The sequence below is a fragment of the Schaalia sp. 19OD2882 genome (assembly GCF_018986735.1).
In the GTDB taxonomy this organism is placed as follows: domain Bacteria; phylum Actinomycetota; class Actinomycetes; order Actinomycetales; family Actinomycetaceae; genus Pauljensenia.
On record NZ_CP065521.1, the window covers coordinates 2,254,900 to 2,281,540 of the forward strand.

17 protein-coding genes and 1 CRISPR repeat array (1 of these 18 cut by a window edge) are annotated in these 26,641 nt (G+C 64.9%); all 17 genes read right to left on the reverse strand.

Features of this window, described 5'->3' with window-relative positions; all coding sequences use genetic code 11:
• Nucleotides 1-533: a CRISPR direct-repeat array (repeat unit 36 nt; unit sequence CCCTCAATGAAGCGCAGCCCCCGAAGGAGCTGCAAC); it begins 942 nt to the left of the window's first position.
• Between the two features lie 177 nt (nucleotides 534-710).
• A complete protein-coding gene (gene cas2, locus I6B53_RS09825; protein WP_216764044.1) occupies nucleotides 711-1,010 on the reverse strand; it encodes a CRISPR-associated endonuclease Cas2 in 300 nt (99 codons plus the stop codon).
• On the reverse strand, nucleotides 1,010-2,689 hold the full coding sequence (gene cas1, locus I6B53_RS09830; RefSeq protein WP_367880382.1) for a CRISPR-associated endonuclease Cas1: 1,680 nt from the start codon (nucleotides 2,687-2,689) through the stop codon (nucleotides 1,010-1,012). Before cas1 ends, cas2 begins: the two co-directional genes overlap by 1 nt.
• Nucleotides 2,595-3,530 (reverse strand): hypothetical protein, encoded by a 936-nt coding sequence (locus tag I6B53_RS09835; protein WP_216764046.1) that lies wholly within the window; start codon nucleotides 3,528-3,530, stop codon nucleotides 2,595-2,597. Before I6B53_RS09835 ends, cas1 begins: the two co-directional genes overlap by 95 nt.
• Before the next feature lie 119 nt (nucleotides 3,531-3,649).
• A complete protein-coding gene (cas3u, locus tag I6B53_RS09840) occupies nucleotides 3,650-6,316 on the reverse strand; it encodes a type I-U CRISPR-associated helicase/endonuclease Cas3 (protein WP_216764047.1) in 2,667 nt (888 codons plus the stop codon).
• Nucleotides 6,313-7,860, reverse strand: coding sequence for a type I-U CRISPR-associated protein Csb2 (csb2, locus tag I6B53_RS09845; RefSeq protein ID WP_216764048.1), 1,548 nt, complete (start codon nucleotides 7,858-7,860; stop codon nucleotides 6,313-6,315). Before csb2 ends, cas3u begins: the two co-directional genes overlap by 4 nt.
• Nucleotides 7,860-9,083 (reverse strand): type I-U CRISPR-associated RAMP protein Csb1/Cas7u, encoded by a 1,224-nt coding sequence (cas7u, locus tag I6B53_RS09850; protein ID WP_216764049.1) that lies wholly within the window; start codon nucleotides 9,081-9,083, stop codon nucleotides 7,860-7,862. Before cas7u ends, csb2 begins: the two co-directional genes overlap by 1 nt.
• A 160-nt stretch (nucleotides 9,084-9,243) precedes the next feature.
• Nucleotides 9,244-10,230 carry a 3'-5' exonuclease gene (locus tag I6B53_RS09855; RefSeq protein WP_216764050.1) on the reverse strand — a complete coding sequence of 329 codons (987 nt, stop codon included), beginning with the start codon at nucleotides 10,228-10,230 and terminating at the stop codon, nucleotides 9,244-9,246.
• A gap of 303 nt (nucleotides 10,231-10,533) precedes the next feature.
• Nucleotides 10,534-11,073, reverse strand: a complete 540-nt coding sequence (locus I6B53_RS09860) for an NADPH-dependent FMN reductase (RefSeq protein WP_216764051.1) — start codon at nucleotides 11,071-11,073, stop codon at nucleotides 10,534-10,536.
• A 340-nt stretch (nucleotides 11,074-11,413) separates the two neighbouring features.
• Nucleotides 11,414-13,783, reverse strand: a complete 2,370-nt coding sequence (gene purL, locus I6B53_RS09865) for a phosphoribosylformylglycinamidine synthase subunit PurL (protein ID WP_216764052.1) — start codon at nucleotides 13,781-13,783, stop codon at nucleotides 11,414-11,416.
• 176 nt (nucleotides 13,784-13,959) lie between these two features.
• Nucleotides 13,960-14,670 carry a phosphoribosylformylglycinamidine synthase subunit PurQ gene (gene purQ, locus I6B53_RS09870; RefSeq protein WP_216764053.1) on the reverse strand — a complete coding sequence of 237 codons (711 nt, stop codon included), beginning with the start codon at nucleotides 14,668-14,670 and terminating at the stop codon, nucleotides 13,960-13,962.
• Nucleotides 14,667-14,933 carry a phosphoribosylformylglycinamidine synthase subunit PurS gene (locus I6B53_RS09875; RefSeq protein ID WP_216764054.1) on the reverse strand — a complete coding sequence of 89 codons (267 nt, stop codon included), beginning with the start codon at nucleotides 14,931-14,933 and terminating at the stop codon, nucleotides 14,667-14,669. Before I6B53_RS09875 ends, purQ begins: the two co-directional genes overlap by 4 nt.
• A gap of 88 nt (nucleotides 14,934-15,021) precedes the next feature.
• The gene (locus I6B53_RS09880; protein WP_216764055.1) at nucleotides 15,022-15,945 is read right to left on the reverse strand and encodes a phosphoribosylaminoimidazolesuccinocarboxamide synthase; all 924 of its coding nucleotides are present in this window, start codon (nucleotides 15,943-15,945) and stop codon (nucleotides 15,022-15,024) included.
• A gap of 23 nt (nucleotides 15,946-15,968) precedes the next feature.
• The gene (gene purD / locus I6B53_RS09885; RefSeq protein ID WP_216764056.1) at nucleotides 15,969-17,294 is read right to left on the reverse strand and encodes a phosphoribosylamine--glycine ligase; all 1,326 of its coding nucleotides are present in this window, start codon (nucleotides 17,292-17,294) and stop codon (nucleotides 15,969-15,971) included.
• A 140-nt stretch (nucleotides 17,295-17,434) separates the two neighbouring features.
• Nucleotides 17,435-19,375 carry a BCCT family transporter gene (locus I6B53_RS09890; protein ID WP_216764057.1) on the reverse strand — a complete coding sequence of 647 codons (1,941 nt, stop codon included), beginning with the start codon at nucleotides 19,373-19,375 and terminating at the stop codon, nucleotides 17,435-17,437.
• A 196-nt stretch (nucleotides 19,376-19,571) separates the two neighbouring features.
• Complete coding sequence (locus I6B53_RS09895) at nucleotides 19,572-23,258, reverse strand: SdrD B-like domain-containing protein (RefSeq protein ID WP_216764058.1); 3,687 nt, start codon at nucleotides 23,256-23,258, stop codon at nucleotides 19,572-19,574.
• Nucleotides 23,259-23,680: 422 nt separating this feature from the next.
• Complete coding sequence (locus I6B53_RS09900) at nucleotides 23,681-24,418, reverse strand: hypothetical protein (RefSeq protein WP_216764059.1); 738 nt, start codon at nucleotides 24,416-24,418, stop codon at nucleotides 23,681-23,683.
• Between the two features lie 173 nt (nucleotides 24,419-24,591).
• Entirely contained in the window at nucleotides 24,592-26,427 is a 1,836-nt protein-coding gene (locus I6B53_RS09905) for a phosphoenolpyruvate carboxykinase (GTP) (protein ID WP_216764060.1), read from the reverse strand.
• Nucleotides 26,428-26,641: the final 214 nt, after the last annotated feature.

The window sequence follows — 26,641 nt, forward strand, 5'->3', positions numbered from 1 at the left end:
CTCAATGAAGCGCAGCCCCCGAAGGAGCTGCAACAACGCGAACATGGCGCCCCAGGCGGCGTCGATCTTGCTCCCTCAATGAAGCGCAGCCCCCGAAGGAGCTGCAACAAGCCCACAGATTCGGTCCACCTTCTCCTGGTCGAGCCCTCAATGAAGCGCAGCCCCCGAAGGAGCTGCAACGCGGCCGTCGATGCGTCCGGCGAGGTGCTTAACCACCCTCAATGAAGCGCAGCCCCCGAAGGAGCTGCAACTCCGCGGCGACGCGGGGCAGGGAGTTCCTGCTGGGCCCTCAATGAAGCGCAGCCCCCGAAGGAGCTGCAACGTCAGGTTCAGCACGCCGCCCTCCTCGACCTGCGCCCCTCAATGAAGCGCAGCCCCCGAAGGAGCTGCAACATCCGTCTACTACAGGGCATCAGACGCCCTATGGCCCTCAATGAAGCGCAGCCCCCGAAGGAGCTGCAACATTCCTGATCCTCCGCGAGCGCGTGAATGTTCGCCCCTCAATGAAGCGCAGCCCCCGAAGGAGCTGCAACCGTCCCTCGAATATACCGCAACCTGCCACCGTTTCCCCATCGCCTTGCGAGAGCTCCGGTCAGGTGATCCCCGCGTAGAAACGGGCAACACGAAGACGAGGCCGTCAGCCCCGTCTTCTCTGGACAAACTGGGGGCGAGCGCTGCCCGGAGAGGGGCGCAGGACCGGAGCGCTCGCTTCAGGCGATCAAGGGTCCATCGGGCGTGATCGTTCGCGTCAACCCAACATAGGTGAAGCGCGTCTCGTCCACGGAAGAGAGAAGTCCCAAGTCGCACATGAGGATGGAATCTTCGGATCGGTCGACAATGCTCTCGAGTTCGCCCCGCAAGCGGAGAACGCGAGCGGGCGCCGCGTCAACGACGAAGACCGAATACTGGATCCGATCCCCGTACTTGAGGAGTTTCTTCGCCACTCGGTTGCGACGCCTGTCGCAGGGGACGTCGTATGCGATCAATACTCGCCGGACATCATCACGCATCAGCGAACCACTACCCCTTTGTACGAAGGCTGAGTGCCATCGATCACGCCGAGGATCATCCGAGCCTGGATCTCGATACACCGACGCCACGTGGTGTCATACCCGAAAACAGGATGGCGGAACGAGGTCTCCAAGCGCCGCTCAAATCCTGCGATCAGCTGCTTCCGCCCTCGGTCGGTCAGCCGAAAGGCACCCATGACATTGAGGAAGTCCGACTCTGCGAGTTCGCCGTTCCTGAAGGAGCGAACCACCGTGGAGTCCGCCACCGGCGACCTGAATTCCTCCATGAGGTCCAGCGCCAAGGACGGCTTGTTTCGCGAACTCGAATGCAGGAACCCTGCATGGGGGTCGAGGCCGCAAGCCGCCAATCCTCGCACACACTCACCAAGCAGAAGTGCGTACGTGTAGTCGAGAGCCGAGTTCACAGGATCCGGTGCAGGGCGTCGCCTGCGCCCGTTCCAACTCGCAGCAGCGAACGCAGCTGTCCTACCGCCGAGCATTGTGTCGAAGGCGCTGAAGTAGATTCCCGCCGCCTCACCCTCAATTCCCAAGAGATCCGTGAGGGACTCGGATTCCAGTGCGATGCGCTGGAGTCGGCGCATCGTTGCAACGCCCTCCGCGTTGTCGCCGTTTCGACGCAGGAGTGTGGCCTGGTTCGCAATCTTCGCACTCACCATCTGCTGAGCGATGTCGAGTCGTCCCTGCGCACTTGCCAAGTGCTGCTGAACTCGCTGAAGTCCATTCGGAGAGTCGGCTCCATGGGACCAGCCGATGACACGACCTGACCACGAGCACCACACAACACTCCGGTTGTTCCAGTGGAGCTCACGCAGCAGGGCCGAGGAAACGTCAGCATTCCCATGCACGACAAGCCCCAGAACCCTCTCCATGGGCACTGTCATCAGCGTTTCATCTGCCTTCTTCACCTCGAGACGTCCGCCTCGCACAGACGCCCGTGAGCCCGGAGTCAACAGATGGACGATCTGCGCATCAGGCGAGGAAGCCAGCACCCGGCGTCGGACCTCGTGTTCACGACGTTCGTCCGGAAGGCAGACGGAAACGTGAGAACACCAGTCGCAACGTCGGTCCTCAACCAACGGTTCGGGGGCCGAAGAGCTGGCGATGACTTCTCGGGTGCGGGTCACCGCCAGTTCGGCTTGGGCGATGTCGTCCACAGTGAGCTCCACTTCGACTCGCCGACGATGCCCCGTGAAATAGACCTCCATGCCTGCAACCTTCTGTCCCATCTCTTCGAGACACAACCTCTGCAAAGCCAGCTGGACCCTATTGGCTTCAGTCACCACCGGCCGCTTCCGAACAGGAGTCGCCTTGTACTCGACCAAGGTGAGCGGGCCTCCCTCAACGCCTTCAACGACATCACAACGTCCGGACAGACCGAGACGGTCAGAGCGAATGTCAACCGCTCGATGCTCCGACGACCTGCTCTGCCTGGGGTTGTCAGCACGATGGTGCGCTGACGCTCCGGCCTGCATCTGCATTGTGTCGGTCCTCTCCCCAACAGACTCCAGCCACGCTCTGCGCGGACAGAAGACCGTGTGGAGAACCAAGCTGATCGGAATCGCGTCAGCGATGGCCAAGTCCGCCATGGAGCCCCCTCTCGTCGTCCTCCGGTAGCGGGATGGGAGCGGATGAGTCACAGAGCCAGCGTTCAGGGGCATTGGAGTTGTCGCTCACCGCCAGACGATGTTCGGAGGTCGCCAGCACCCCGTGGTTCCTCAGCCAACGTGCACAATCAGGGGCACCAGCAGCGCCCAAGCGCGCAAACTCATGAAGCTCGTGTGAGACCAGCACGGCACGCCAACGGGCCAGAGAATGCTCACCGACGAACATTGGCAGTACCAGCCTTTCCGGCATGTACTTCCCGACTGGAAGTGCACACGCGGTCACTGATGTCTTCCCGACCATGTGCACCACCGGAAACGACGAGATTCCCCACAGGGCGCACCACGCGAGCGCGGTGTCGGTAAAACGCGGCGGGGTGAGTCCTGTCGCGGTTCGGGACTCCTCCGGTCGCTCGTAGGCCTCATCTGTGAGCGTGGTTCCCATCAGGCCGCTTTGCACCTCGTAAGTGGTGCGATCGCACACGATCTCGGCCACCTTCCTCACTCGGCCCCGCATGAAATCGCCACCCCCATTGCGCGCCTTCATCTCCCATCGACTCGCACCCTCATCCGGCCAGGGATCCCTTCTGGCAACCGGCCAATAGGCCGGCTCACCCAAGGATCCTATGAGGTCAAGGGCAGCCCACCCCTCAATCGAGGAACGGATTTCATCGATGCCAGCCTGTCGGTGTTGCTGAAGGGCGAGCCACTGATCAGGTGTTGTGGCCTTCTTGATGCGAGGGGTAAAGACGGCGCTGCCCCCGTCCCACGGATCGCATTCAAGGTCAGATTGCAACCAGCTACCTGGTGCAGTGTGGACCATGGCATGTTCGTGAACCACCGTGGCCATTCCTTCGTCGTCCAGATCGGCCGCTGTGATGACCAGTCGTGGCTCCACTGCGTTCGTCCATCCGAGCCTCACGCGCCCAGCTCCGGCGCCCTCAAGAATACCCGCAAGTCCGAGCCCGGCAAACGTTGTGAGGGCGGTCGATGAGGTACCTCCTAGGATCATTCTATTCACTTCCCTTCCGAGGAAATCGTGCAGTCAGCAGCCCGGAGAACAGCCTCCAAATACGCCACACCCCAGTGGCCCCATCTGCGGTCAGTCCTCGCAATCAGCGATTCCCATTCGCCCTCGCCGACGAGTTCGTTGAGCGCAGCCATGTACATTGGGCCGGCGGTTTGCGGATCGTGATCGAAGATCGGGCGTCCTCGTCCATGGCTGGTTCCGATCAAGCGCGTGACAAGATCGCGATCTTCGGAAGCCAGCGGATCCCTGTCCTTCACCCAGTAGGCAGCAGCTGAAACCAACTCGTGGCGCCAGCCTGAGGGCAGACCAGAACCCATCAATGCATGCCACATCTCACGACGACTACGCATACCACTCTTCGCCAGCGGCGTAAGAACCGCCCGGTCATGCTGTCCCAACAACCGCTGGAATCGGTGGTCCTCCTTACCGACGTCATGCCAAAGGCCCGCCTTGCCCAGAAGCGCGGCACACGAAGCATCCATTCCGATCGCTCCCGCGAGCTCGGACGCACGGCGGGCCACATCTGTGTTGTGTTCGTCGAGCGGAACCGCCGTATGGCGAGAGATGCTCGACGCTTCGTCAGTGTCGGACTCGACGCATTCATCCTGGCGAAGGACAATCCATGCTGGCCCGCAGGCGTCGTCCCATGCTGGCGGCAGGTTGACGATCCCTCCCAAGCGTTCCTGGATCTCACCGGCATCCAGACCGATGAACGACTCCAGTTCATCAGGGTCTGTGATGACGGTGGGCCTCGACGGATGGTCGGCAAATGGGACGGGCACTCCAAGTTCCCGTCCCGTGTCGACGGCGACGCCTTCGGTCAGAAATCCGACCGACGAGTCGAGTACAAGGATGTCACCTGGTTGCAGTACCCGTGCAGCTGCATCCGGCCCCTCGATGAGGCAGGTTTGCCAGTGCGGCACCGCTGCGCCGGTGCGCCAAAGTACCGAATGCTCCAAGGGAGCACCGTCAGCTCCTGCAAGCTTGGTGACGATGGTCCGCAGGGTGCCGATCTCCGCGGGATAAACCTCGTCATCGATGGGGGGCACCTCGGTGAGAAGTGTCTCGCATCCGATCGAGTCGAGGGACTTCGGCAGGTCACGAACCACGACGCCAACACCTTCGACGTCCGGCTCCAGATCGTCCCGCAACCACAGGTCAAGGTCGGGTTCGACGACCAGGTGCTGTGAGGTTCGCGACCACAGCGCCACGTCCCAGGGCTCCGGACGCTGCCAAAGAACCCTCCGACGTTCATCGGGCGAGGGCGGAGCTTCACAGACGGACAAGGGAGAAATGCTGCCCGAGGCTTCGTGTTCACACACCCAGGAGCGGGCATCCCGAAGGTCGGCAGCTCGGTAGGGCAGCAGGTCTTTGCGGATTTCGGTTCGAGTATCCGGTCCGACCACCACAACAGGTCCGCGAGGTCGTAGGCCCATACGGTTCACTCGACCTGCGCGTTGTGCCAATGCACTCCCCGAAGCCAGTTCTGTCACCAGGGCAGCCAGATCCAAGTCGACGCCGACTTCAACTGTCTGTGTGGCGACAAGAACATCGATGTCAGCTGAGCCTTCTGTGGTGAAGAGACCGGGCGTGGAGTTCCTCAGCGCTTTGAGATCCCACGGCCTCATGCGCCCCACCCAAGTGGCACACCGAAGCCCCTTCTTGCGCAGTTCGGCGGCAAGGGCAACCGCAGAAGCTACTCGGTTGACGATGCACCCCACTGTTCGTGATCCATCGGGCGCCCACTGCTTGGCCAACTCGACTTGGGCGATCACATGCCCGACAATGAAATCTCGGTAGTCCTTCGAGAGTTTTCCACTGGCGGGCCATGTGACCGTCGGCGCGTAAGTGACGGCTTTCGAGGCACACACTCGTGCACGGAGGCGGGGATCAGCGTCAAGACGACTGCGCGTGACACCAATCGGCCGCTCTGGCGATCCGGTCGGGGTGGCTGTCATTTCGACGACTTGCAGACCGGGGACACCGATCAGCTCCGCCCCACTTTGCGAAAGCTCAGTCGCTCGCTTGGCGGTCACGAGGATCTGGCGGGAGAGGTGCGCCTCGTCGATGACCACAGCCGCATCCAGAGCGAGGAGTCCCGCCAAGCGCGGTCGCGCGAACTCCGAGGCGCCGTAGGAGCGGAACAACAGACTGGATGCCCACATCGCGGGGGTCATGCACAGGACTGCGCACGCTTCAGGTGCGTCGAGCCACCGGCGGTCGATTGCGGCTGCGCCACGCATCACAGTGGACACCAGAGGCTGACGATTCTGTGCCCCTTGGGGGCGAAGGGAAACGAGCGCGTCTCGAACTCGCGTGAGGATCCCATCAGTTTCGACGGGCTCTTCGAGAAGTTCTTGGATACGAGTGACGCGGTCCGCATGGGCGTCAGTCAAGGCGCGTCGGTTGACGACAATCGCCAGTCGACGAGGCACACGCGCACCGGTGCCGCAAGCTGCAAGCGCATTGGCAAAAACATGAACCTCAACCACGGACGACTTTCCAGAGCCGGTAGGAGCTGCAATCTGGTCGGGCCACATGCCAGTGGATGAGACCTCTCGGAGCAGGTCTTCCTGCCAGACGAATGGGCGGGAACCCCCGTGAATCGCGGCGAAAAAGTCACCGAACTCATCAATTGCAACCACAGGCTTCACCTCTCCATTCCTCGCACGAATTCGGCCGGGACGTCAATGGGGACAAGGAGGCCTCCACCCAGGTGGCGGCTCTGCCCGATTGCCACAAGCTCTTGTTCCCCGAAAAGACGTCCCGCGTCAATCTGCGCTATGTAGGGTTGAGCGACCATCCCTTGTGGCATACGGTGAGCGTAGGCTGACGGGTGCTTCACGACCCTGTGGTACATCACGACTCGCGGGCCCTTCTCACGAACGCGATCGACAAGCGTTCGGTATCCCGCCGAGCCCTTGGACACTGGGCCCAGTTCATCCCTCCACACGAAACCCAGTGAGAGCATGATGGCGTCTTCGAAGGTCCATTCGCCCCTCTGACGCGTCACTTCGGGCACGGCAACCGGCGTGGGCGACCATAGCCGAAGAGAGCCCGGATTGCACGGTTTCCAGAATGTCGAGGCTGACACCAGCTCGTCATGCGGTCGCAGCCGAAGTGCACCCCACCGACTGCGTAGCCGAGTCATCCCCGCGAACGCAGTGAAGACTGCACCCAAGTCATCACTGGTCATCCCTCCTGGCAACATGACGAGGAAAACACCCGAGATACCTTCGTCCAGGAGAACCTGCGATCGGTTGAGAAGAGAGGCCGGCAGGTACTGGATCGCGATCCTGTTCGCAGGAAGCGGAACATCGAGATCGTAGTGTCCGGTGACGATCGCTGGAGCATCGTTGCCGATGCGAGAGATGAGAGCCTTGTGGAAGGCAACACACCAGTCAAGACGTTGCTCCGAAGGAATGCTCGAACCTGCTGAGTCGACCGACATCACGAGGGCGTCACGCCAGGGTGATGAACCATGCGTCAGGATTGTCGTGTTGGGACCATAGCGACGAAGTTCGACGCCTTTTGTCGAAACCGGAAAGACTCTCACGGCTTCCGCTTGATTCATCTTGTCGTCACTCGCAGATGGGGCCTCCGTCGGTCTCTCCTGAGCGTGGAGTTCTTCAAGCACGCGCATGCGGCCTTCAACCGGGACAGGAATCTGACGTCCACCAGTGGAGAAGGCCGTTGCGTCTGGGTCCCACACCCAGTTCGGTTCCATCTCTGTGACCTCGAGGATGACTGGGCTGTCCATTTCACCCAAGTGAGGGACATCCTCGCAAAGGACGGCGAGCGTGTCACGGACGCGGTCGGACATCCCGCTCCATGTCCACCCGACCGCGCCATGGACAGCCATGCCATCCGATATGGCCTTCGAAGCCTTCTTGGGCTCCTTCCCATTCTTGAAGGCACCAGTGTATCGGTAGGAAACAATTGTCTGCCGGTCTTCTCCGACTGGCATGGTTGCAGGAAACAGGAGACCCTCTGGAGAATGCCCCTCGAGCCATGCCAGAGCTTCGAGGGCCTCGGCAGAGGCTTGACCATCGGGCGTGGCACTGCTTCCCGTGCAGGCCGCACTGAACAATGCGGAAAACAGGCGGACTGGCGTCGGAAATGGGTCGGGACTTCCGTCTGAGGTATGACCATGGTACACCCCCAACGGGAAACGAGCCTGGATTCCAATAGACGGCATCAGACATCCTCTTCGCCGTCAGTGTCACCTGCAGCCGCAAGAACAGCGCGATTTCCCTCGACGACAAGGGTTACACCTTGCCACTGCAGGCCAGCATGCTCTTCAGCGTAGGCAAGGGTCTTCGCAAACAACTCATCTGCCTGGGCAATGGTCATTGGCGCGAGTTCGAGCTTGTTCCCGTACCGCTGGTCAAGAGTGACAACCGAGGGACCGGCCTCGACCAAGTCACAATTGGCACGAAGGAGCAACTCGGCATCAGAACGCGCCAAAGCGTCCAGCGCCAGAGCAGCAAGAACCATGCGACAGGCGACATCACCTTCAGGAGTGGCAGAGCCGAATCGCAGGTTTCGCAGAGCGGCGAAGCTGAGAACATGGGAGCGAATGATCGAGCGGCACGTCACCCCACCGAGTTGACCGAGCGTCGGCGGGAGCCCTCCAAGGCCTAGGTGAGCTGACTTGCCTCTTGAGCCAGTAATAGTCTTGTAGGTCTTTTCAGAGAGCTCTTCCTTCTGCTGGTCGGCAATGGCAGTGAGATCCTTGTGCGACAGGTCAATTTGCGCTCCCAGAGGATCAATCCTGGCTCCACCGCGCATCGATTGGTTCTCGATAGCGGACCCCTCTTGGTCTGCAAGGATTCCGATGATCTCCCCGACAAGGATGCTTCTGTAGCGTCCCTGATGGCTTTTGCGTAGCGCATCCCAACCTCCGAAGATGAGTGTCACCGGACTGGTTTCGATCAGTGCTCGGGCGTCACCCACTGTCGCATCGCGCAGGGCTCGATAACGAGAGTCCTTCGTTGCTGACTGCCCATCGATCGCGCCCGCGCGAATCTGACCATCAAAAGCTCGGTGCGGAAGATCGAGATCGGTGAGTGTCGGACCGTTCTCGTATTCGAGCCGGATACGTGGAATCCGAGCCAGCAATGGGTCCCCTGCTGCGATTGCCGCCGAAAGTGCAGCCTCGCATCGGTTGTTCTGAGACTGCTTCGAGTCGATGAGGACGACTTTGACAGGCAGGCCTTCGTGGAAACGTCGCTCGTAGGCGAACACCGGCTTGCCTTTCTTGTCCTTCTCGTCCTTGTGCGAGAACTTCGCCGGTGCGACAGATGCGTGGGGTCCGGCAGCTGGCTCGAGCGGAGTCACCGAGGTGAGCACACTCGCACCTCCCGGACTGCAGGCCTCATGAAGCTGGTCGAAGCTGATGACTGAGGTGGTGGTGGACATGTGAACTCCTTTTCGAGATGGTCGCTCGTGCCGAGCACGTCACATGCTATAGATGGCCACCCACATCTGTGATCGGAACTGAGAACGGAAAGCCATCCGTCTTTTGTGGCAGGCGTTTCCGCAGGTGGCCGTGCGTCGCCATGCGAGCAGGTCCAGCAGTTCAGGACCTTCGACCACCCTCATCCGAATGGGACACTCGTTGCACGATTGCGTCCAGGACCTCCTGCGGGACCGCAAGCAGGTCGGCCACCGTCCGCAGATCCTGGCGTTCTTCGACTGAGAGCTCACCGTCGCGCATGGCGGCCGCCGCCAGTTGCGACACGTAGGTGCGGTGCAGGCTCTCCGCCCGAGTCCGGTCGACGTCGCATTCCCGCGCCAACTCCACCAGCGCCTGCTCCTCATGCGCCGACAAGTGGCGGTCGAGCAGCGCCCGATCCAACAGATCCAAGTACTCGGCCTCGCCTCCGAAGACGATGTCCCCGGGGAGCCTTTGGACCATGCGCGCCAGGAAGTGCACGTGTTCTTCCGGGGCGGCGCCCCTGTGACGGCACGCCGGGTGGGTCGCGGGCTCATTCACAGACCATTCGGTCACGGCGGGTGCACGGAAGGGCATGTCGAAGAATGCGCGTGACGGCTCGGAGCTGATGAAGGTGCTGAGCAGTTCGGCTGTCGCCTGCGCATCATCGCCGGCGCAGTGGGCGTGGTCGATGCGGATGCCCATCTGGTCGCACAGGGCCCCGAGCCTGCGGCTGGGCGAGGGCAGGTATCGGCTGGACAGTCGCATCGTGCACAATCCGTCACTGAAGTACGTGGGGTGTGGCGGGCGTCCCGCCCGTTGGAACTCCGTCGTCAGGAAAGCGGCGTCGAATGCCAGGTTGTGTGCGACCGGCACCGTCCCGGACAGGCGCCAGGCGACCTCGTCGGCAATCTCTTCGAAGCGCGGTGCCTCCAGCACATCCGCCGCGCAGGTTCCGTGCAGGCGGGTCGCACCCAGGTCCCGATCGGGATTGACCAGGGTTTCCCAACGCTCGCCGATCGTCCCGTCCCGGTCGACGGTCACGAGGGCGATCTCGGTGATCCGGTCATGACGGCGCGCGTACAGTCCGGTCGTTTCCACGTCGATGACGGAGAAGACTTGTTGGCCCATGAGAGCTCCTTTGCCGATGGACACTTCCATTTTGCCCGGATGTCGCCCGCCTGAGCCACACCACGCGCCACTGTCACCGGCTCGAAGGTGAATCCGCACCACGCAGCCGCTGGCCACAGATGGTCAGTACGTGGGCGGCCTCGGCCGAGGTCGAATCCCCAATGCGTCGTCACAGGCGGGCCGCAGGCCGGGCGCGGCGCCCCGAGGACGAGGGCGGGGTCGGCCAGGACTCAGGGCACGTGAAACAGCGGGTCCCGACGCCATCTGGCGACGGGACCCGCTCGGTGTTTCAGTCAGAGCCACTCAGGCGCGAAGCGCCTCGACGAAGGCGGTGATCGCAGCCTTGACCCGGGCCTGCATCTCGGCGTCGGTGATGCGGCCGTCCTCGCCGAACTGGTCCTTCTGGACGAACAGGCCGATCTCGGCGGCGTCCACGGGCTCGGCTTCGATCTGGCCGAGGATCTCCTTGAGGTGCTCGCGGGCGGTGGCGCCGGCACGCGGAGAGATGGCTGCGGAGGCCACCAGAGTCTTCTTGCCGGACAGGGACTTCTCTCCCCACGGGCGAGAGATCCAGTCAATGGCGTTCTTCAGGACGCCGGACACGGACTTGTTGTACTCCGGGGTCAGGACGATCAGACCGTCGACTCCCTCCAAGGTCGTCTTCTTCTCGCGGGCCAGAGGCAGGAAGTTCGCGTCGTCGTCGGCGTTGTAAATCGGCAGGTCGGCGATCGTCACCTCGACGAAGTCGACGCCCTCCGGGGCATCCGCGATGAGAGCGCCGGCCAGGCGACGGTTGAGGGAGTCAGCGGCGGTCGAGCCGACGATGTACGCGATTGTGGTCATTGGGTGTCCCTTCATCTGCCACGAACCGTGGCGCTTGAACGTTCAACTAACAGCGTAGGCTGTGCGTGCAAGCAGGACAATCCAGGGGTTCGTGCTCTGCACCACACAGAAGGTCCCAACCCGGGCGCTCCAGCCACGTACGGCTGCGTCCTCTCCCCCGACAAGGGGATCATTCGGGCTCTGCGCACCTGCTCGCGCTGCAGTCATCCACCCGTCGCGCTCCCCCGACGCACAGTCGGCCACGCGACCTGAGGGGACGCTCCGCCCCGGCCTGCATCCGCACCGGTCCAGATGGCGCCCGGCCGAGCCGGACGGGCACAGCCGACAGCTCTCCCGGCCTTCAGAAGCGCGAGCGCAACGGCCTCTCCGTCAGTTCACGCAGATCCTCGACCGAAGTCACCCAGCCCGCACCATTACCGAGCTCATGCAACAAGTCCGCGCCGCCGACCACCAGCAGGTCTCCGCCAGTGACCCCCAGACGCTCCACGGCCACACCCTCGGCCTGGGCGGCAGCGATCACCGCAGAGGCGGCACCCTCATGAACAGCCACCAGGGCCCGCGCCTGCGACTCGGACAAGAGCACCTCGAAGTCGCTCAGCCCCTCCGCAGCACCCAGGCTCGTCACGTCGAAGGACCCACCCACGCCGAAACGCAGGACCATGTCGACCAGGGACTGGAGCAGCCCACCGTTGGACAGGTCGTGGGCGGCGCGCACCAGCGGGCGGCCGTCCGGCCCGTCCACCGCGGACAGGGCCCGCACCACGTTGCCCAAGGCGACCTCCGCCGCCAGGTCCACCTTGGGAGGGACCCCACCCAAGTGCCGGTGGCAGATGCGCGCCCACGCCGAACCATCCAGCTCCGCCCTGGTCGTGCCCAGGGCGAAGACCGCCAGTCCTTCCTCGGTGAAACCGGAGGGGTTCGCGCGGCGCACATCCTCCATGACACCCAACATGCCGACCACAGGGGTCGGGTTGATGGACGAGTCCGGCCGGCCCTTGACCGTGCCGGAGGAGTTGTAGAGCGACACATTTCCACCGGTCACGGGGATGCCCAGCTCGACGCAGCCGTCAGCCAGGCCCGTCATGGCCGTCACCAGCTGCCACATGGCGTCAGTGTCCTCCGGGTTGCCGAAGTTCAGGCAGTCGGTGACGGCCAGCGGCTCGGCGCCGACCACGGCGACGTTGCGGTAGGACTCCGCCAGCGCCTGCTTGGCTCCCTCGGCGGGGTCGAGTTTGGTGTACCGGCCATTCGCATCCGTCGACAGGGCCACCCCCAGGCCTGTGGCTTCGTCGACGCGAACCACGCCGGCGTCATCGGGTTGAGCCAAGGCGGTGTTGCCCTGGACGTAGCGGTCGTACTGGTCGGTGACCCACGCCTTCGACCCCTGGTTGACATCGCCCAGAACGGCACCGATCAGCGATTCCAGCTCCGCGCCGGTGGTCGGGCGCGGCAGGCGGTCCGTGGAGTCGGCAACCAGCGCGTCCTGCCAGGTCGGTCGCGCGTAGGGCCGGTCGTAGACGGGGCCCTCGTGGGCGACACTCTTCGGGTCGACCTCGACGATGCGGTGTCCGAAGTGGTCGATGGTCAGCACCCCGTCACCCGTCAGGTGCCCGATGACCGAGGCCTCCACGTCCCACTTGTCGATGATCGCGAAGAAACGCTGCTTGTCCTCGGGGGTGACGATGGCCATCATGCGTTCCTGCGACTCGGACATGAGGATCTCGCCGGCGGTCAGGGTCGGGTCACGCAGCAGGACCTTTTCCAGGTCGACGTGCATGCCGGAGCCGCCGTTGGAGGCCAGCTCCGAGGTCGCGCAGGAAATCCCTGCCGCCCCCAGGTCTTGGATGCCTTGGACGACGCCGGCTGCGAACAGTTCCAGGCAGCATTCGATGAGGACCTTCTCCATGAACGGGTCGCCGACCTGCACGGAGGGGCGCTTGGCCGGCATCCCGTCCTCGAAGGTCTCCGATGCCAGGATCGACGCGCCGCCGATGCCGTCACCGCCGGTGCGCGCACCGAAGAGGACGACCAGGTTGCCTTCGCCGGTGGCGTTGGCCAAGTGGATGTCCTCATGGCGCAGCACACCCAGACACAGGGCGTTGACCAGCGGGTTTCCCTGGTACGAGGGGTCGAATTCGGTCTCGCCGCCAATGTTTGGCAGGCCCAGGCAGTTGCCGTAGCCGCCGACACCGGAGACGACTCCGTGGACCACACGCGCGGTGTCCGGGTGGTCGGGTGCGCCGAATCGCAACTGGTCCATGACGGCGACGGGCCGCGCGCCCATGGAGATGATGTCACGCACGATGCCGCCGACGCCGGTGGCGGCGCCTTGGTAGGGTTCGACGAAACTCGGGTGGTTGTGGGACTCGACCTTGAAGGTGACGGCCCAGCCGCCGCCGATGTCGACCACTCCCGCATTCTGTCCCATGCCGACCAGCAGGTGGCGGCGCATCTCATCGGTGGTGCGCTTGCCGAATTGTTCGACCAAGTGCTTCTTGGAGGACTTGTAGGAGCAGTGCTCGGACCACATGACCGAGTACATGGCCAGTTCGGCATTGGTGGGGCGACGTCCGAGGATCTCGCAGATGCGCTGGTACTCGTCCGCCTTGAGGCCGAGTTCGGCCCAGGGGATGTCCTTGTCGGGAGTTGCGGCGGCGTCCTCGACGGTGTCGGGCAGTTCTCGGGGCTGGGTGGGGGCGTCGGTGCTCATGTGTGCTCCGTATGTGGTGCGGCGGCGTTGTGGTCGGTGTCGGTAGGACGAGGGCGCGGCCTCGCCCCTTCCGTGGGATTCGTCGGTGCTTTCGTTGGATTCGTCCGTCGATCCGTGGGATTCGTTCTTCGTGTTCGGCGGACCCACTCCTGCGGCAAGCACGCGAGGCGGCAGCGTCAGCCCGCGAGGGCGGTGAGGACCGAGGCGAAGATCATCAGGCCTTCGGTGCCCGCGTGCCCGCCGCTGACCCCGGCCTCGTCCACGGCCAGCGGCCCGAAACCGGGTTCGACCGCGTGCTCCGGGTGGGGCATGAGGCCGACGACGTTCCCGCGCGCATTCGTCACACCCGCGATGTCGTTGGCGGACCCGTTCGGGTTCATGTCGACGTAGCGGAAGACGATGCGACCCTCGCCCTCAAGGCGCGCGAGTTCCTCGGGCGCGGCCTGGAAGTTCCCCTCGCCGTTCTTCAGCGGCACGGTGAGCAGCTCACCCGCCTCGAAGAGGTTCGTCCACGCGGTTTCGGCATTGTCCACGCGCAGCACCTGGTCACGGCAGAGGAACTTCTGGTGGTCGTTGCGGATCAGGGCGCCGGGCAGCAGATGTGCTTCGGCCAGCACCTGGAAGCCGTTGCAGATGCCCAGGACCGGCATGCCGGCCTCGGCGGCGCGCACGACCTCGGTCATGACGGGGGCGACGGCGGCGATGGCCCCGCAGCGAAGGTAGTCCCCGTAGGAGAAGCCGCCGGGGATGACCACTGCGTCGACTCCGCGCAGGTCGTGGTCCTTGTGCCACAGGGCCACGGGCTCGGCCCCGGCCAGACGCACGGCGCGGGCGGCGTCGCGGTCGTCCAGGGTGCCCGGGAAGGTGATGACTCCGACCGTGGTCACTGGGCGGCTCCGTCCTCGGGCAGGGCCTCGACGCGCACGACGTCCTCGATGATGGGGTTGGACAGGACTTCTTCGGCCGCGCGGCGAGCGTCGGCCAGCAGGGCCTCGGTGACCGGGCCGTCGACGCTCAGGTGGAAGCACTTGCCTTGGCGCACTGCGGTGAAGGCGTCGATGCCCAGGCGCGGCAGGACGCTGCCGACGGCCTTGCCCTGGGGGTCCAGGATCTCGGGCTTGGGCATCACTTCGACGATGATTCGTCCCACGGGGGTCTCCTTGTCGGGTGCGGGTCCGCTGGCTGCGGGGGGTGGGCGGGTGGTTCGTGGATTGTCGGACGAGGGCGCGGCAGGTCCTTCAGAGCGCCGGTTCGGCGCCGGTGAGGCGGCGGAAGGCTTCGAGGTAGCGCCGGCGGGTGGCCTGGACGACCTCGTCGGGGAGCGAGGGCGGCCGCTGGCCGGAGGAGGGCTTCCAACCCGAAGCCGGGGAGCACAGCCAGTCGCGCAGGTACTGCTTGTCGTAGCTGGGGGTGATGCGGCCGGGCTGCCAACGGTCGGCGGGCCAGAAGCGGGAGGAGTCGGGGGTCAGGATCTCGTCGCCCAGGACCATTTGGCCCGAGGTCGCATCCAGTCCGAACTCGAACTTCGTGTCGGCCAGGATGATCCCGCGTTCGGCGGCAATGGAGGCGGCGCGCTCGTACAGGGCGATGGACAGGTCGCGCACGGTGCAGGCCAGGTCCTCGCCGACCATGTCGACGACCTTGCCGAAGGAGATGTTCTCGTCGTGTTCGCCCAGCTCCGCCTTCGCTGCGGGGGTGAAGATCGGGTCGGCCAGCTTCGAGGCCTCCACCAGGCCTTCAGGCAGGCCGATGCCGCACACGGACCCGGTCTTCTCGTACTCGGCAAGGCCGGAGCCGGTCAGGTGGCCGCGCACGACACATTCGACGGGCACCATCTCCAGTGCGCGGCACACGACGGCGCGACCTGCCACCTGCTCGGGCACTTCCGCCAAGGCGCCGTCGCCCCCGCGCAGCAGGTGGTTGGGGACAAGGTCGGCCACTTGGTCCATCCACCAGATGGCCAGTTGGTTGAGGATCTTGCCCTTGTCGGGGATCGGGGTGGGCATGACGAAGTCATAGGCGCTGATCCGGTCGGAGGTGACCATCAGGTAGCGATCCGGTGCGGCGCCGGAGGCGATCGCGTCGACCGGGGCGTAGATGTCCCGGACCTTCCCGGAGGACACGTGCTCCCATCCGTCGATCAGCTGGTGTGCGTCACTCATTCGCGTGTCCTCCCCGTTCGGGTTCAGGCCTGGAGGCGGGCCGGCCAGGTGGCGATGTCCCGTCGGTACTGGGCGCCGTCGAAGTGGATCAGGTCGACGCCCTCGTAGGCGGCGGCCCTGGCGGCTTCGACGGTTGCGGCGCGGGCGGTGACGTCCAGGACGCGTCCGCCCGAGTTGACGAGGATCTCTTCGGGTTCGACTCCGCAACAGTTGCCTTCACCGGCGCCCTCGGTGCCGATGAGTCTGGTCTTGGTCCCGGCGTGGATGACGGTGACTCCGGGCAGACCTTCGGCTTGGTCGACGCCGGTGATCTCTTCGCCTGTGCGCAGCGTGCCGGGGTAGCCGGCCGATGCCATGACGACGGTGACGGCGGCGTCACTGGACCACGTGGGGGCGGGCACTTGGGCCAAGGTTCCGGTGGCGGCCGCGTGGAGCAACTGCGCCAGCGAGGAGTCCAGCCGTTCGAGGACCACCTGGGTCTCCGGGTCGCCGAAGCGGACGTTGAATTCGACGACTCGGGTGCCTTTGCTGGTCAGGGCCAGTCCACAGTAGAGGAGGCCGACGAAGGGCGTGCCGCGTTCGGCCATGTGGCGCACGGTGGGCACCGCGACCTCGGCGACGACCTCGGCGACCAGGTCTTCACGCAGCCAGGGCAGCGGGCTGTAGGCACCCATGCCGCCGGTGTTGGGGCCCTCGTTGGCGTCGAGCAGCCGCTTGAAGTCCTGCGCCGGCACCAGGGGGATCACGTCGGTACCGTCGCACAGGCAGAACAGGGAGACTTCGGGGCCGTCCAGGTAGTCCTCGATGACCACGGCGCCGCCCTCGCGTTCGACGCACGCGCGGGCGTGTTCGCGGGCTGCTTCGCGGTCCGCGGTGACCACGACTCCTTTGCCTGCGGCCAGGGCGTCGTCCTTGACCACATGGGGTGCACCCAGGTCATCCAGTGCGGCGTCCACCTGTTCCATGGTGGTGCACGTGTGCGAGCGCGCAGTGGCCACTCCGGCCCGGTTCATCGCCTGTTTGGCGAAGGACTTCGAGGCTTCGAGTTGGGCGGCGGCCCTGCTCGGCCCGAAGACGGGGATCCCTGCGGCGCGAACGGCGTCGGCAACTCCGGCGGCCAAGGGGGCTTCGGGCCCGATGACGACCAGGTCCGCATTCTCCCGGGTGGCCAGGTCGGCCACCGCGGCCGGGTCAAGGGCGTCGAAGGGGACGGGGTGGCCCAGAGGGTCGATTCCCGGGTTTCCCGCCTGGACGACGAGGTCGACCGGGTTCGTGGTGTCGGATGTTCGGACGAGGGCGCGGGCGAGGGCGTGTTCACGTCCCCCGTTTCCCACCAACAGGACCTTCACGCTCCCAGCCTAACCGGTGGGCGAGGCAGCCACGAACCCTGCCCTCGTGGCGAGACCGCTGGCGCCTCGTGCCGAAATCCGAGGCGCCACATGCCCAGATTCGTCCTGAACGCACCGAAGGACGAATCTGGCGGGACCGGTCACTTCTTCCTTCGCCTGCCCAAGGGGGAGGACGGGCCCTTCGGCAGGCGCGGGATCCACGAGCTGCGCGGCGAGGTGAACATCGGGATGTCCGGCGCCTTCGCGCGACGCCGGTGGCTGCGATCCACGGTGTGTTCGACCAGCGAGGTGATGCGTTCGCGCAGCAGCGCCCTCTCGGCGCGCATCGTCAGCTGGTGCTCGTGGTCGAAGGCTTTCGTCATGGACACACAGGTGGACACCATGACCACCGAGAATGGCAACGCCGTGAGGATCGACAGCACCTGCAGGGCGCTCAGGCCGTCGGTGACAGCCCCTTGGGAGGCGCCGACCCACAGCAGCAGAGCCGCGATCCCTCCCTGCAGTCCGGCCCACAGCAGGCGCAGCGCCAGAGGCGGGTTGTGGGAGCCGTTGGCGGAGAGCATCCCCAGGACGAAGGACGCCGAATCGGAGCTGGTGACGAAGAAGACGACCAGCAGCACCATGAACAGGCCGGTGAGCACTGGGCCACCCGGCAGCAGGTCCGCGACCTTGAACAGGGCCGTCGTCGTCCAGCCCGGGGTGGCGGTCAGGCCGGCGCCGTGCATTTCGTGCCACAGGGCCGTGCCTCCCAGGATGGAGAACCACAGGAAGGTGAGCAGGGTGGGCACCAGCAGCACGCCGGTGACGAACTCGCGCACGGAACGTCCGCGGGAAATGCGGGCGATGAACACGCCGACGAAGGGCGACCAGCTCATCCACCATCCCCAGTAGTAGGTGGTCCAGCTGCCCAACCAGGCCTCACCGTCCCCGCCTTGGTAGGGCAGGGTGCGGAAGGACATCTGGATGAAGTATTCGACGTACTGTCCGATGGTCTGGACCAGTTCACGCAGGATGAACAGGGTGGGTCCCAGCACCAGCATGGCGACCATGAGCAGCCCGGCCAGGACCAAGTTGGCGTTGGAGAGGAACTTGATGCCCGCGTCCAGGCCCGAAGCCACCGACAGGGCCGCAAGCGCAGAGATGACGATCACGACGATGACGAAGACGATGGGCGAGGATGTCACCAGACCCAGGAATTCCATGCCCGAGGTGAATTGGGTGGCCCCGAACCCCAGCGAGGTGGCCACTCCGAAAAGGGTTCCGACCAGCGCCGTCACGTCGATGAGGTCACCCAGCCAGCCGCGTACGCGCTCTCCCAGCAGAGGTTCCAGGACCCACCGGAGGGAAACCGGCCGACCGCGGCGGTGGCTCATGTAGGCCACTGCCACACCGACGACCACGTAGATGGCCCAAGCCGACAGGCCCCAGTGCAAGAAGGTGGTGGTCATTGCGGTTTGGGCGACATCGGCGGGCGAGGACGCGTCGGTGCCGGGCGGGGGCACCGTGTAGTGGCTCAGTGGTTCGGCCACTCCCCAAAAGACCAGGCCGATGCCCATACCTGCGGCGAAGAGCATGGCGAACCAGCTGGTCCGGGAGTAGGTCGGCTCTTCGTCATCGGGCCCCAGCGTGATGTCGCCGAATCGGGAAACGGCCAGGAACAGGGCGAATGCGACGAAGCCGACGACGATCAGTGTGTAGTACCACCCGAGTGAGTTGATGACGGTGGCGGAGGTCGCCTGGAGCAGGTCCTTCATCCGGTGGGGCACCAGCAGGGCAGGCGCCAGGAAGAGGAGGACCACGACGGTCGCCGCGATGGCGACCCTCCAGTTGACGGGCGCTTCCGCAGCCGCGTCGACGGACTCGGGTTGGTCGGGGTTCACTGACGGGGCCGGGGCCTGGTCGTCGCCTTGATTCGGGGACGAGGCCGGGGCCGTCACCGGATCGGGGGTGTTGCCATTCGGCGGCGCGGGAAGGTCGGGGTGTGTGCGCGGGTCGGGGCGCTCTGCTGCTGGAACCGGGGTTTCCTCTTCAGGTGCCAGAGCGGCAAGGAGGGGGTTCACGACACGGTCGGGCGAGCTCATTTTTGCCTTTCATTGACGCATTCAATTCCTCACCATAGGGGGAAGCGGCTGTTTCGGCATCTTGAGCAGTCCTGGGCGTGGGCGGACACGGGTGTGGCCCGGACCCCCGTGTGGGGGTCCGGGCCACGTCACAGCGCCAGGCTCACCGGCAGGTCACGGGCCGACTCACCGGCCCGTGACCTGCCGAGCGAGGGCGTCACTTGCGGTTGCGGCGACGAAGCGCCAAGGCGATGCCGCCACCCACCAGCGCCACGCCGGCAACAGCCAGGATCACTCCCGTGGCGGAACCGGTCACCGGCAGCTTGGACTCCTTGGCAGGCGGAGCAACCGGCGGCACGGACTTCTTGACGAAACCGAAGTCCAGCGTCATGTCCTTGTCGCCGTCCTTGGGCAGCAGGACGGAAGTCTCCTTGCCCGTGGACGAGTCCCGATCGCGATCGCCCGCACCGGCCTTGGTCGGCTCGTACCCGTCAGGACCCTTGGTCACCGTCACCGTGTACTTCTTGCCCACCGGCAACTTCGAGAACTCGTAGTAGCCGTTGCCGTCAGTGAGCACCGGGCCCACCGGGTTGCCCTCGACATCGACCACGGGATTGCCCGCATCATCGGTGATGGACAACTCCACACCTTCGATACCCGGCTCACCCGCATCCTGGATGCCATTGCCGTTCTCGTCGAACCACACGTAGTCACCCACCGTGACCTTGCCGCGCGGGGTCTTCGCATGCCACTCGTCACCATCGGTGACGGGTTCACCCGAAGAGACACCCACACCGCCCACGGTCACACGGTCCGCGTGAGTCATGTCCGTGCCCATGGCCGCCAGGTTCGCGCTGCACGTGTACTTCTGGCCGACCTTGAGCACCGACGCGGGATCGAAGGTGACCACACCGTCGACGGCCTTGACGGTGACGCCGTCAAGCGTGCACGACAGGTCCACCAGCGACGGACCGTCGGTGGCGACGTCGGCGAAGGTCAGCTTCACCAGATCCTCATTCGACGTGTTCACCACATCGAAGGTCACCGCGGTCGCCTCAGCGGCACCCACCGGCACCGCCGACTGCACGGTGTCCGCGTCGCCCGTGGCAAGCGAACCCGAGTACTTCTCCACGTCAATGCCCGGCTTGGCCTTGACGTACCCGAAGTCGAGAGTCAGGTCCTCGGCCCCGTCCTGGGTCAGATCCGTCGACTCGGCCTTGCCGGCCACGGCGGAGGAATCCTTGTCGCGACCGCCCTGGCCGTCCTTGGTCGGCACGAATCCCTGCGGAGCCGTCACCGTCACCACGTAATGCACGCCCGCAGGAAGAACCTCCAGACCCTCGAAGAGGTAATGACCCTGGTCATCGGTCTTCGTCGTCACAGAAGCATCCGTGCCGTCGAAGTTGCGCACAGGCAACCCATCGGAACGCGAAACCTTCAGCTCCACGTCCTTGATCGGCACATCGGACCCATCCTGCACGCCATCACCGTTGACGTCCTCCCACACGTAATCGCCCACAGCGACCTTCGCCTTGGGGGGCAGCGCGTGCCAGGTGTCGGAGTCGGTCAGCGGCTGACCGCCGGCAACAGGAGTGGCCGACACGGTGGCAGTGTCCTGGTGCGCCTCGGTGATCGTCGGAAGCGTGCCCGAGCACTGGAAGGACGCCTGCGGCGTCAAGACGATCGTCGGGTCGATGCCGTCGCCGGGATACTCCTTCCCGCCGACCTTGCACACGATGTCGGTCAGCGCGGCCCCTGCGTCGGTGGCGTCAGTGACCACCAGCTTGTTGAGCTCGACCTCGCCGGTGTTGGTCACCGTGAAGGTGACATTGGTCGGCGCTCCACGCTCCACGGTCAATGCCTGGTCGGCGGAGTCACGGTCACCCGCGGGCTGGTTCGTCGGCTGACCACCCGTCAGATCCGGCTTGCCGGCAGCATCGAACTTCACACCCTCCCAGGTGCCGTCATACTTCTCGATGTCGATCCCCGGCTTGCCGGCCTTCTTGAACCCGAAGTCCAGCGTGAGGTCCTCGGCACCGTCCGCCGTCAGATCGCTCGACTCGGCCTTTCCGGCCTCAGCCTCGGAATCCTTCGCCCGGTCGCCACCCTGCTTGTCCTTCACCGGCTCCAGTCCGGCCGGAACCGTCGTCTTGTCGATGGTCACCACATAGTGCGTACCGGCAGGCAGGACCTGCAGATTGTCGAAGAGGTACTTGCCGGAGGCGTCGGTGGTGGTGGTCAGCTCCGCGCGGGCCGAACCGTCCGCATTGTTCACCGGAGCACCGTCGCTGCGCGAAATGGACAGCTTCACATTCGGGATCGGCTTGTCGCCCTCACCCTGGACGTGGTCCACGGTGCCGGAGGTGCCGGCGTCCTCCCACACGTGGTCGCCCACACGCACGGCGGCAACCTTGGTCGCCTTGTTGGTCAGCTTGACCGCCGTGACCTTCTGGTCGGCGATGGTGAAGGTCTTCTTGTCAAAGACCGGGGTTCCCCAGGTCACCGGCGCGGCCGGGCTCACGCCATTCGGATCCTCGGACAAGGTGACCTCGGTACCCAAAGGAATGGTCACGTTCGGATCGAAGTAGACCGACTTTCCTGCCTGGACCATGAAGGTGCCGTGGCCGTGGATGCCATCGGCATCCATCGTGAAACCTGCCGGCGGCTGCCACACGGGGTTGTACGTGTTGTAGTGGTAGGGCAGCATGAAGTCGACCTTCACAGGGAACTTCGCATTCGCGTCGACCTTCGCCGCGCCGTCACCCTCGATGAACTTCTGGACCTTGAAGGTGCCGTAGCCGGGCTCCATGTTCACGGTGATCTCCACCGTGTCCACGTAATAGGAGGTCGACGTCACGGTCTTGTCCAGGCCTTCAGCGGAGATGGTGTTCGAGTAGACGACGCCGGGTTTGGCGGCCTCGTCGAACTTCACCGGAAGGGTCAGATCCATGTTCGCCGAGGGCGGGAAGGGACCTGTGATCTTCACGTCAATGTCGGTCGGCGAATTCTCGATCAGTTCGACGTTCCACCCGGGCACCTGGGTGCCGTTCTCAAGGCTCCAGATCTGCTGGTAGTCCTGTGGGTTGTCCTGCCGTCCCGCGATCCGCAGCTTCGCATCGCCCGCGCGGGCCGGATTGAACTTCTGTCCGGGCGCCATGACGTCGTGCAGGACCAGGGTCGAGACGGAGCCATCGGTTTTGATGGTGCCCGCGGGCTTGACGTTGTCACGCATGTAGTCGGTACCGAACTTGATGACCCACGTGTTGTCCACGGTGTCCTTGGTCAGGACATTGTTGATCCACTTCACCAGGGTGACGGGTCCCCACTTCTCGAGGGCGATACCACCGGTGCCGGGCAGGTCGACGTCGACGAGCTTGCCGTTGAGGTTGAACTTCGCGGTCTCACCGGCGTGGTTCTTGACCGCGGTCAGCAGCATCGAGTTGGTGCCCGTGAAGTTGCGGAAGCCCGCGTTGTAGAGGTTCTCACCCTCCTGGTTGAAGGTGCAGACCATCTCGGACCTCAGGGTGACGCACTCGCCGACCACACGGTCCACGCCACCGGCGTCGCGGGTGGTCATCTTGTCCGTACGCGGATAGCCGCGGAAGTTGAAGGGGTCGGGCAACCCGATCCTGAACGACGCGCCATTGCCGATGGCCGCCGTGGAGGCGTCCCAGTTGACGACCAGCTTGGCCACGTTCCACTGGACCAGCTGCTCATCCTTTTCGACGTTCCCGTCGAAGTCGGACTTCACCAGCTTGACGACATTGAGACTGATGTTGACATCGTCTGCGGCCCGTGCAGCCTGGACTGTGTAGGCCCCGACCATGGTCAGAGCCAATGCCAGGGTGAGCAACAGGGCTCCGATCTTGCGCCATGGCGCCTCTTCATCCAATCTGGGCCACATACTTCTTCCTTCCTTGCAGCACTGTGTGGGCAGGTTCTTTCCGCGAGTCGACCAGCGGCTGTCACGGCCTTCGGGCACAGTCGACTTAGGCACCCGAGCGACCCTATGCATTACTCGCCAATCATGCAACCATGCACTTTGCTTTCAAGTAACCATCAATCTGCGAGAACGCCCCTCAATACAATTTCTTGGATTGATCTTGTCGCCTTTGAGAAGAATTTGCAACTCTCAAATCCGGATGCGGCTGATTCCGAGCCCGCCGCCGCGTCTCCCACCGGGCATTTCGCCCCACGGACAGCACCCCACGGACAGGGGCCGACCACCGCATCTTGAGCAGTCCCGGGTGCCGGCGGGCACGGGCGCAGGCGGTCACAGGCGAGGCCCGGGCCAGGTCACGCCGGGTTCACCGGTAGGTCACGGACCTACTCGCCGGCCCGCCCTCGCCCCCTGCCAGACGCAGCCGCCCGGCTGGTGCCGCCTCGCCACAGGACCCACGCCAACGCCCCCAACAGCGCGCAGACCCCCAGCCCGGCTCCCAGGAACATCCATGTACGTCCGGTCGACGAACCCTCCGCAGTGGAGATCTCCACGTCCTGGACCAAGGTGTCCACTCCCTCCAGGTGAACCGTGGCGCCCTCCACCCGGCCGGCACTCGCACGCAGGATCGGGGCGGGCATGGTGACACCAATGCGGACATCTGCCTCCACCCCTGCTGCAGTCAGCGCCGAGGCGTCCAACCCGTCGTCCGCGAGCCCCTCCGAAAAGGGCAGGATCAGCGTGTAGTCACCTTTGGCGACGTCAGCGCTCCACCGAGGGCGCCCGGACTGGCCGTCCCATTTCGCCTCGACCAGGTTCACCTTTCCCGAGGCCGTGCAGCGCAGTTGGGAGGAGTCCTCGACCTCGGCGACCTCAAGGGTGCCGGTGGGCAACCATTCGCCGACCGTGCCGTCAATGACCTGCTGGCAGGTGGGTCCCGGCCCGTCGATGAGATCCCTGTCAATGCCGATGTCCACCTTGAGGTCGGCGAGTCCGTCTGCGCTGATCCCCATTCCGACCTGCAGTGAGCAGCCCGCCAAGGAAATGGCCACGGGCAGGGCGAGGGCGGCCAGCCGGCCTGCGGGAGCCGCAGGGACCAGGGGCATCAGGGTCTTCAGGGGCATGGTCCTTCTTTCGGTGGTCGGAGGAGGGCGAAGGGCACCGCCCACCGTAGCCTTCCTGCCGACAAATGGGCGGAGCGGGGGTGGAGGACATGTCCCCCACCCCCGCTCCGGGAGTCGGCTCACCTCATGCGCAGTGCCCGCCGCCAGGGCGGGCACCGCCGCAAGGCCGTGCTTCAGGCGCGCGCCGCAGCGATACGCTCGCGGAACTTCGCCAGCTGCTCGGTGATGGCGGCAGGCAGCTTGTCGCCGAACTGGGCGAAGTACTCCTCGGTGTCGTCCATCTCAGCGGCCCAGGCATCCGGGTCGATCTCGAAGAGCTTGGCCCACAGGGTCTCGTCGATGTCGAGGCCCTCAAGGTTGAAGTCCTCGAACTTCGGGTAGCGGCCGGTGATTCCGTCCACAGTGTCCACCTCGCCGGCGGCGCGACGCACGATCCAGTCCAGGACGCGCGAGTTGTCGCCGTAACCCGGCCACATGAACTTGCCGTTCTCGTCCTTGCGGAACCAGTTGACCTGGTAGACCTTCGGGAACTTCTCGCCCAGCTCGGCCTGCATCTCCAGCCAGTGGCCCCAGTAGTCGGCCATGTGGTAGCCGCAGAAGGGCAGCATGGCGAAGGGGTCGTGGCGCAGCGAACCTGCCTTGACGTCCGTGGCGGCGGCGGTGACCTCAGAAGCGACCGAAGCGCCGATGAAGACGCCGTGGGCGGCCTCGTACTGCTCGGCAACCAGCGGCACGTTGGTGGCGCGGCGGCCGCCGAAGAGGATCGCGTCCACCGCGACACCCTGGGGGGCTTCCCAGTCGGGGCAGATGATCGGGCACTGCGAAGCCGGGACGGTGAAGCGGCTGTTCGGGTGGGCGGCCTTCTCGCCGGACTCGGGGGTCCAGTCCTTGCCGTGCCAGTCGATGAGGTGAGCCGGGACCTCGCCGTCGATGCCTTCCCACCACACGTCACCGTCGTCGGTCAGGGCGACGTTGGTGAAGATGGAGTTGGCCTTCATGGTCTCCATGGCCATCGGGTTGGTCTCGTAGGAGGTGCCCGGTGCCACACCGAAGAAGCCGGCCTCGGGGTTGATGGCGTACAGGCGGCCGTCGGGGCCAGGACGCATCCAGGCGATGTCGTCGCCCACGGTCTCGACCTTGTAGCCGGGGATGGTCGGCTGCAGCATGGCCAGGTTGGTCTTGCCACAGGCCGAGGGGAAGGCAGCGGTCACGTGGAACTGCTGGCCCGTGGACTCGCGGGTCAGACGCAGGATGAGCATGTGCTCGGCCATCCAACCGTCGCGCTTGGCCATGGTCGAGGCGATGCGCAGCGCGAAGCACTTCTTGCCCAGCAGCGCGTTGCCGCCGTAGCCCGAGCCGTAGGACCAGATCTCGTTGGTCTCGGGGAAGTGGGTGATGTACTTCTCCTCGTTGCAGGGCCACGTGGTGTCGGCCTGGCCGGGCTCCAGCGGGGCGCCCACGGAGTGGACGGCGGGAACCCACGGCTTGCCTTCGGCAATGAGGTCCATGGCGGCCTTGCCCATACGGGTCATGATGCGCATGTTGCACACGACGTAGGGGGAGTCGGTGATCTCGATGCCCAGCTGCGAGATCGGGCCACCCAGGGGACCCATGGAGAAGGGGATCACGTACATGGTGCGGCCCTTCATGGAGCCGGTGAACTTCTCCTTGAGGGTCGCCTTCATCTCGACCGGATCCGCCCAGTGGTTCGTCGGGCCGGCGTCCTCTTCCTTCTCCGAGCAGATGAAGGTGCGCGACTCGACGCGTGCGACGTCCGAGGGCAGCGAGCGAGCGAGGAAGGAGTTGGGGCGCTTTTCCTCGTTGAGCTTGGTGAACACGCCCTGCTCGACCATGAGCGAGGTCAGACGGTCCCACTCGGCGTCGGAGCCGTCGGAGAACTCGATGGCGTCCGGGGTGGTGAGGGCCGCGATCTCGGCAACCCAGGTGAGGACATCTTCGGGAGCGTTCGCCGGAGCGGCCGCACGCACATCCTGTTCGGTCACGGACATTTTGCCTCCTGAGGCATTCGGTGGAACTGGGCGCAACCTGCGCCCGTGGTCTACGCATCAATGATGACCGATCGTCATGACAATCGCGAGGGTTGTTGGTCCTGACCGCAGATGTGCGCCATGGCACACACCCGCACATCCGCCCTCGCCAATCAGTCCGCCACACCCACGGAATTCCCGGCAAAACGCCCCGAGATGGGCGACCTCGGTCCCG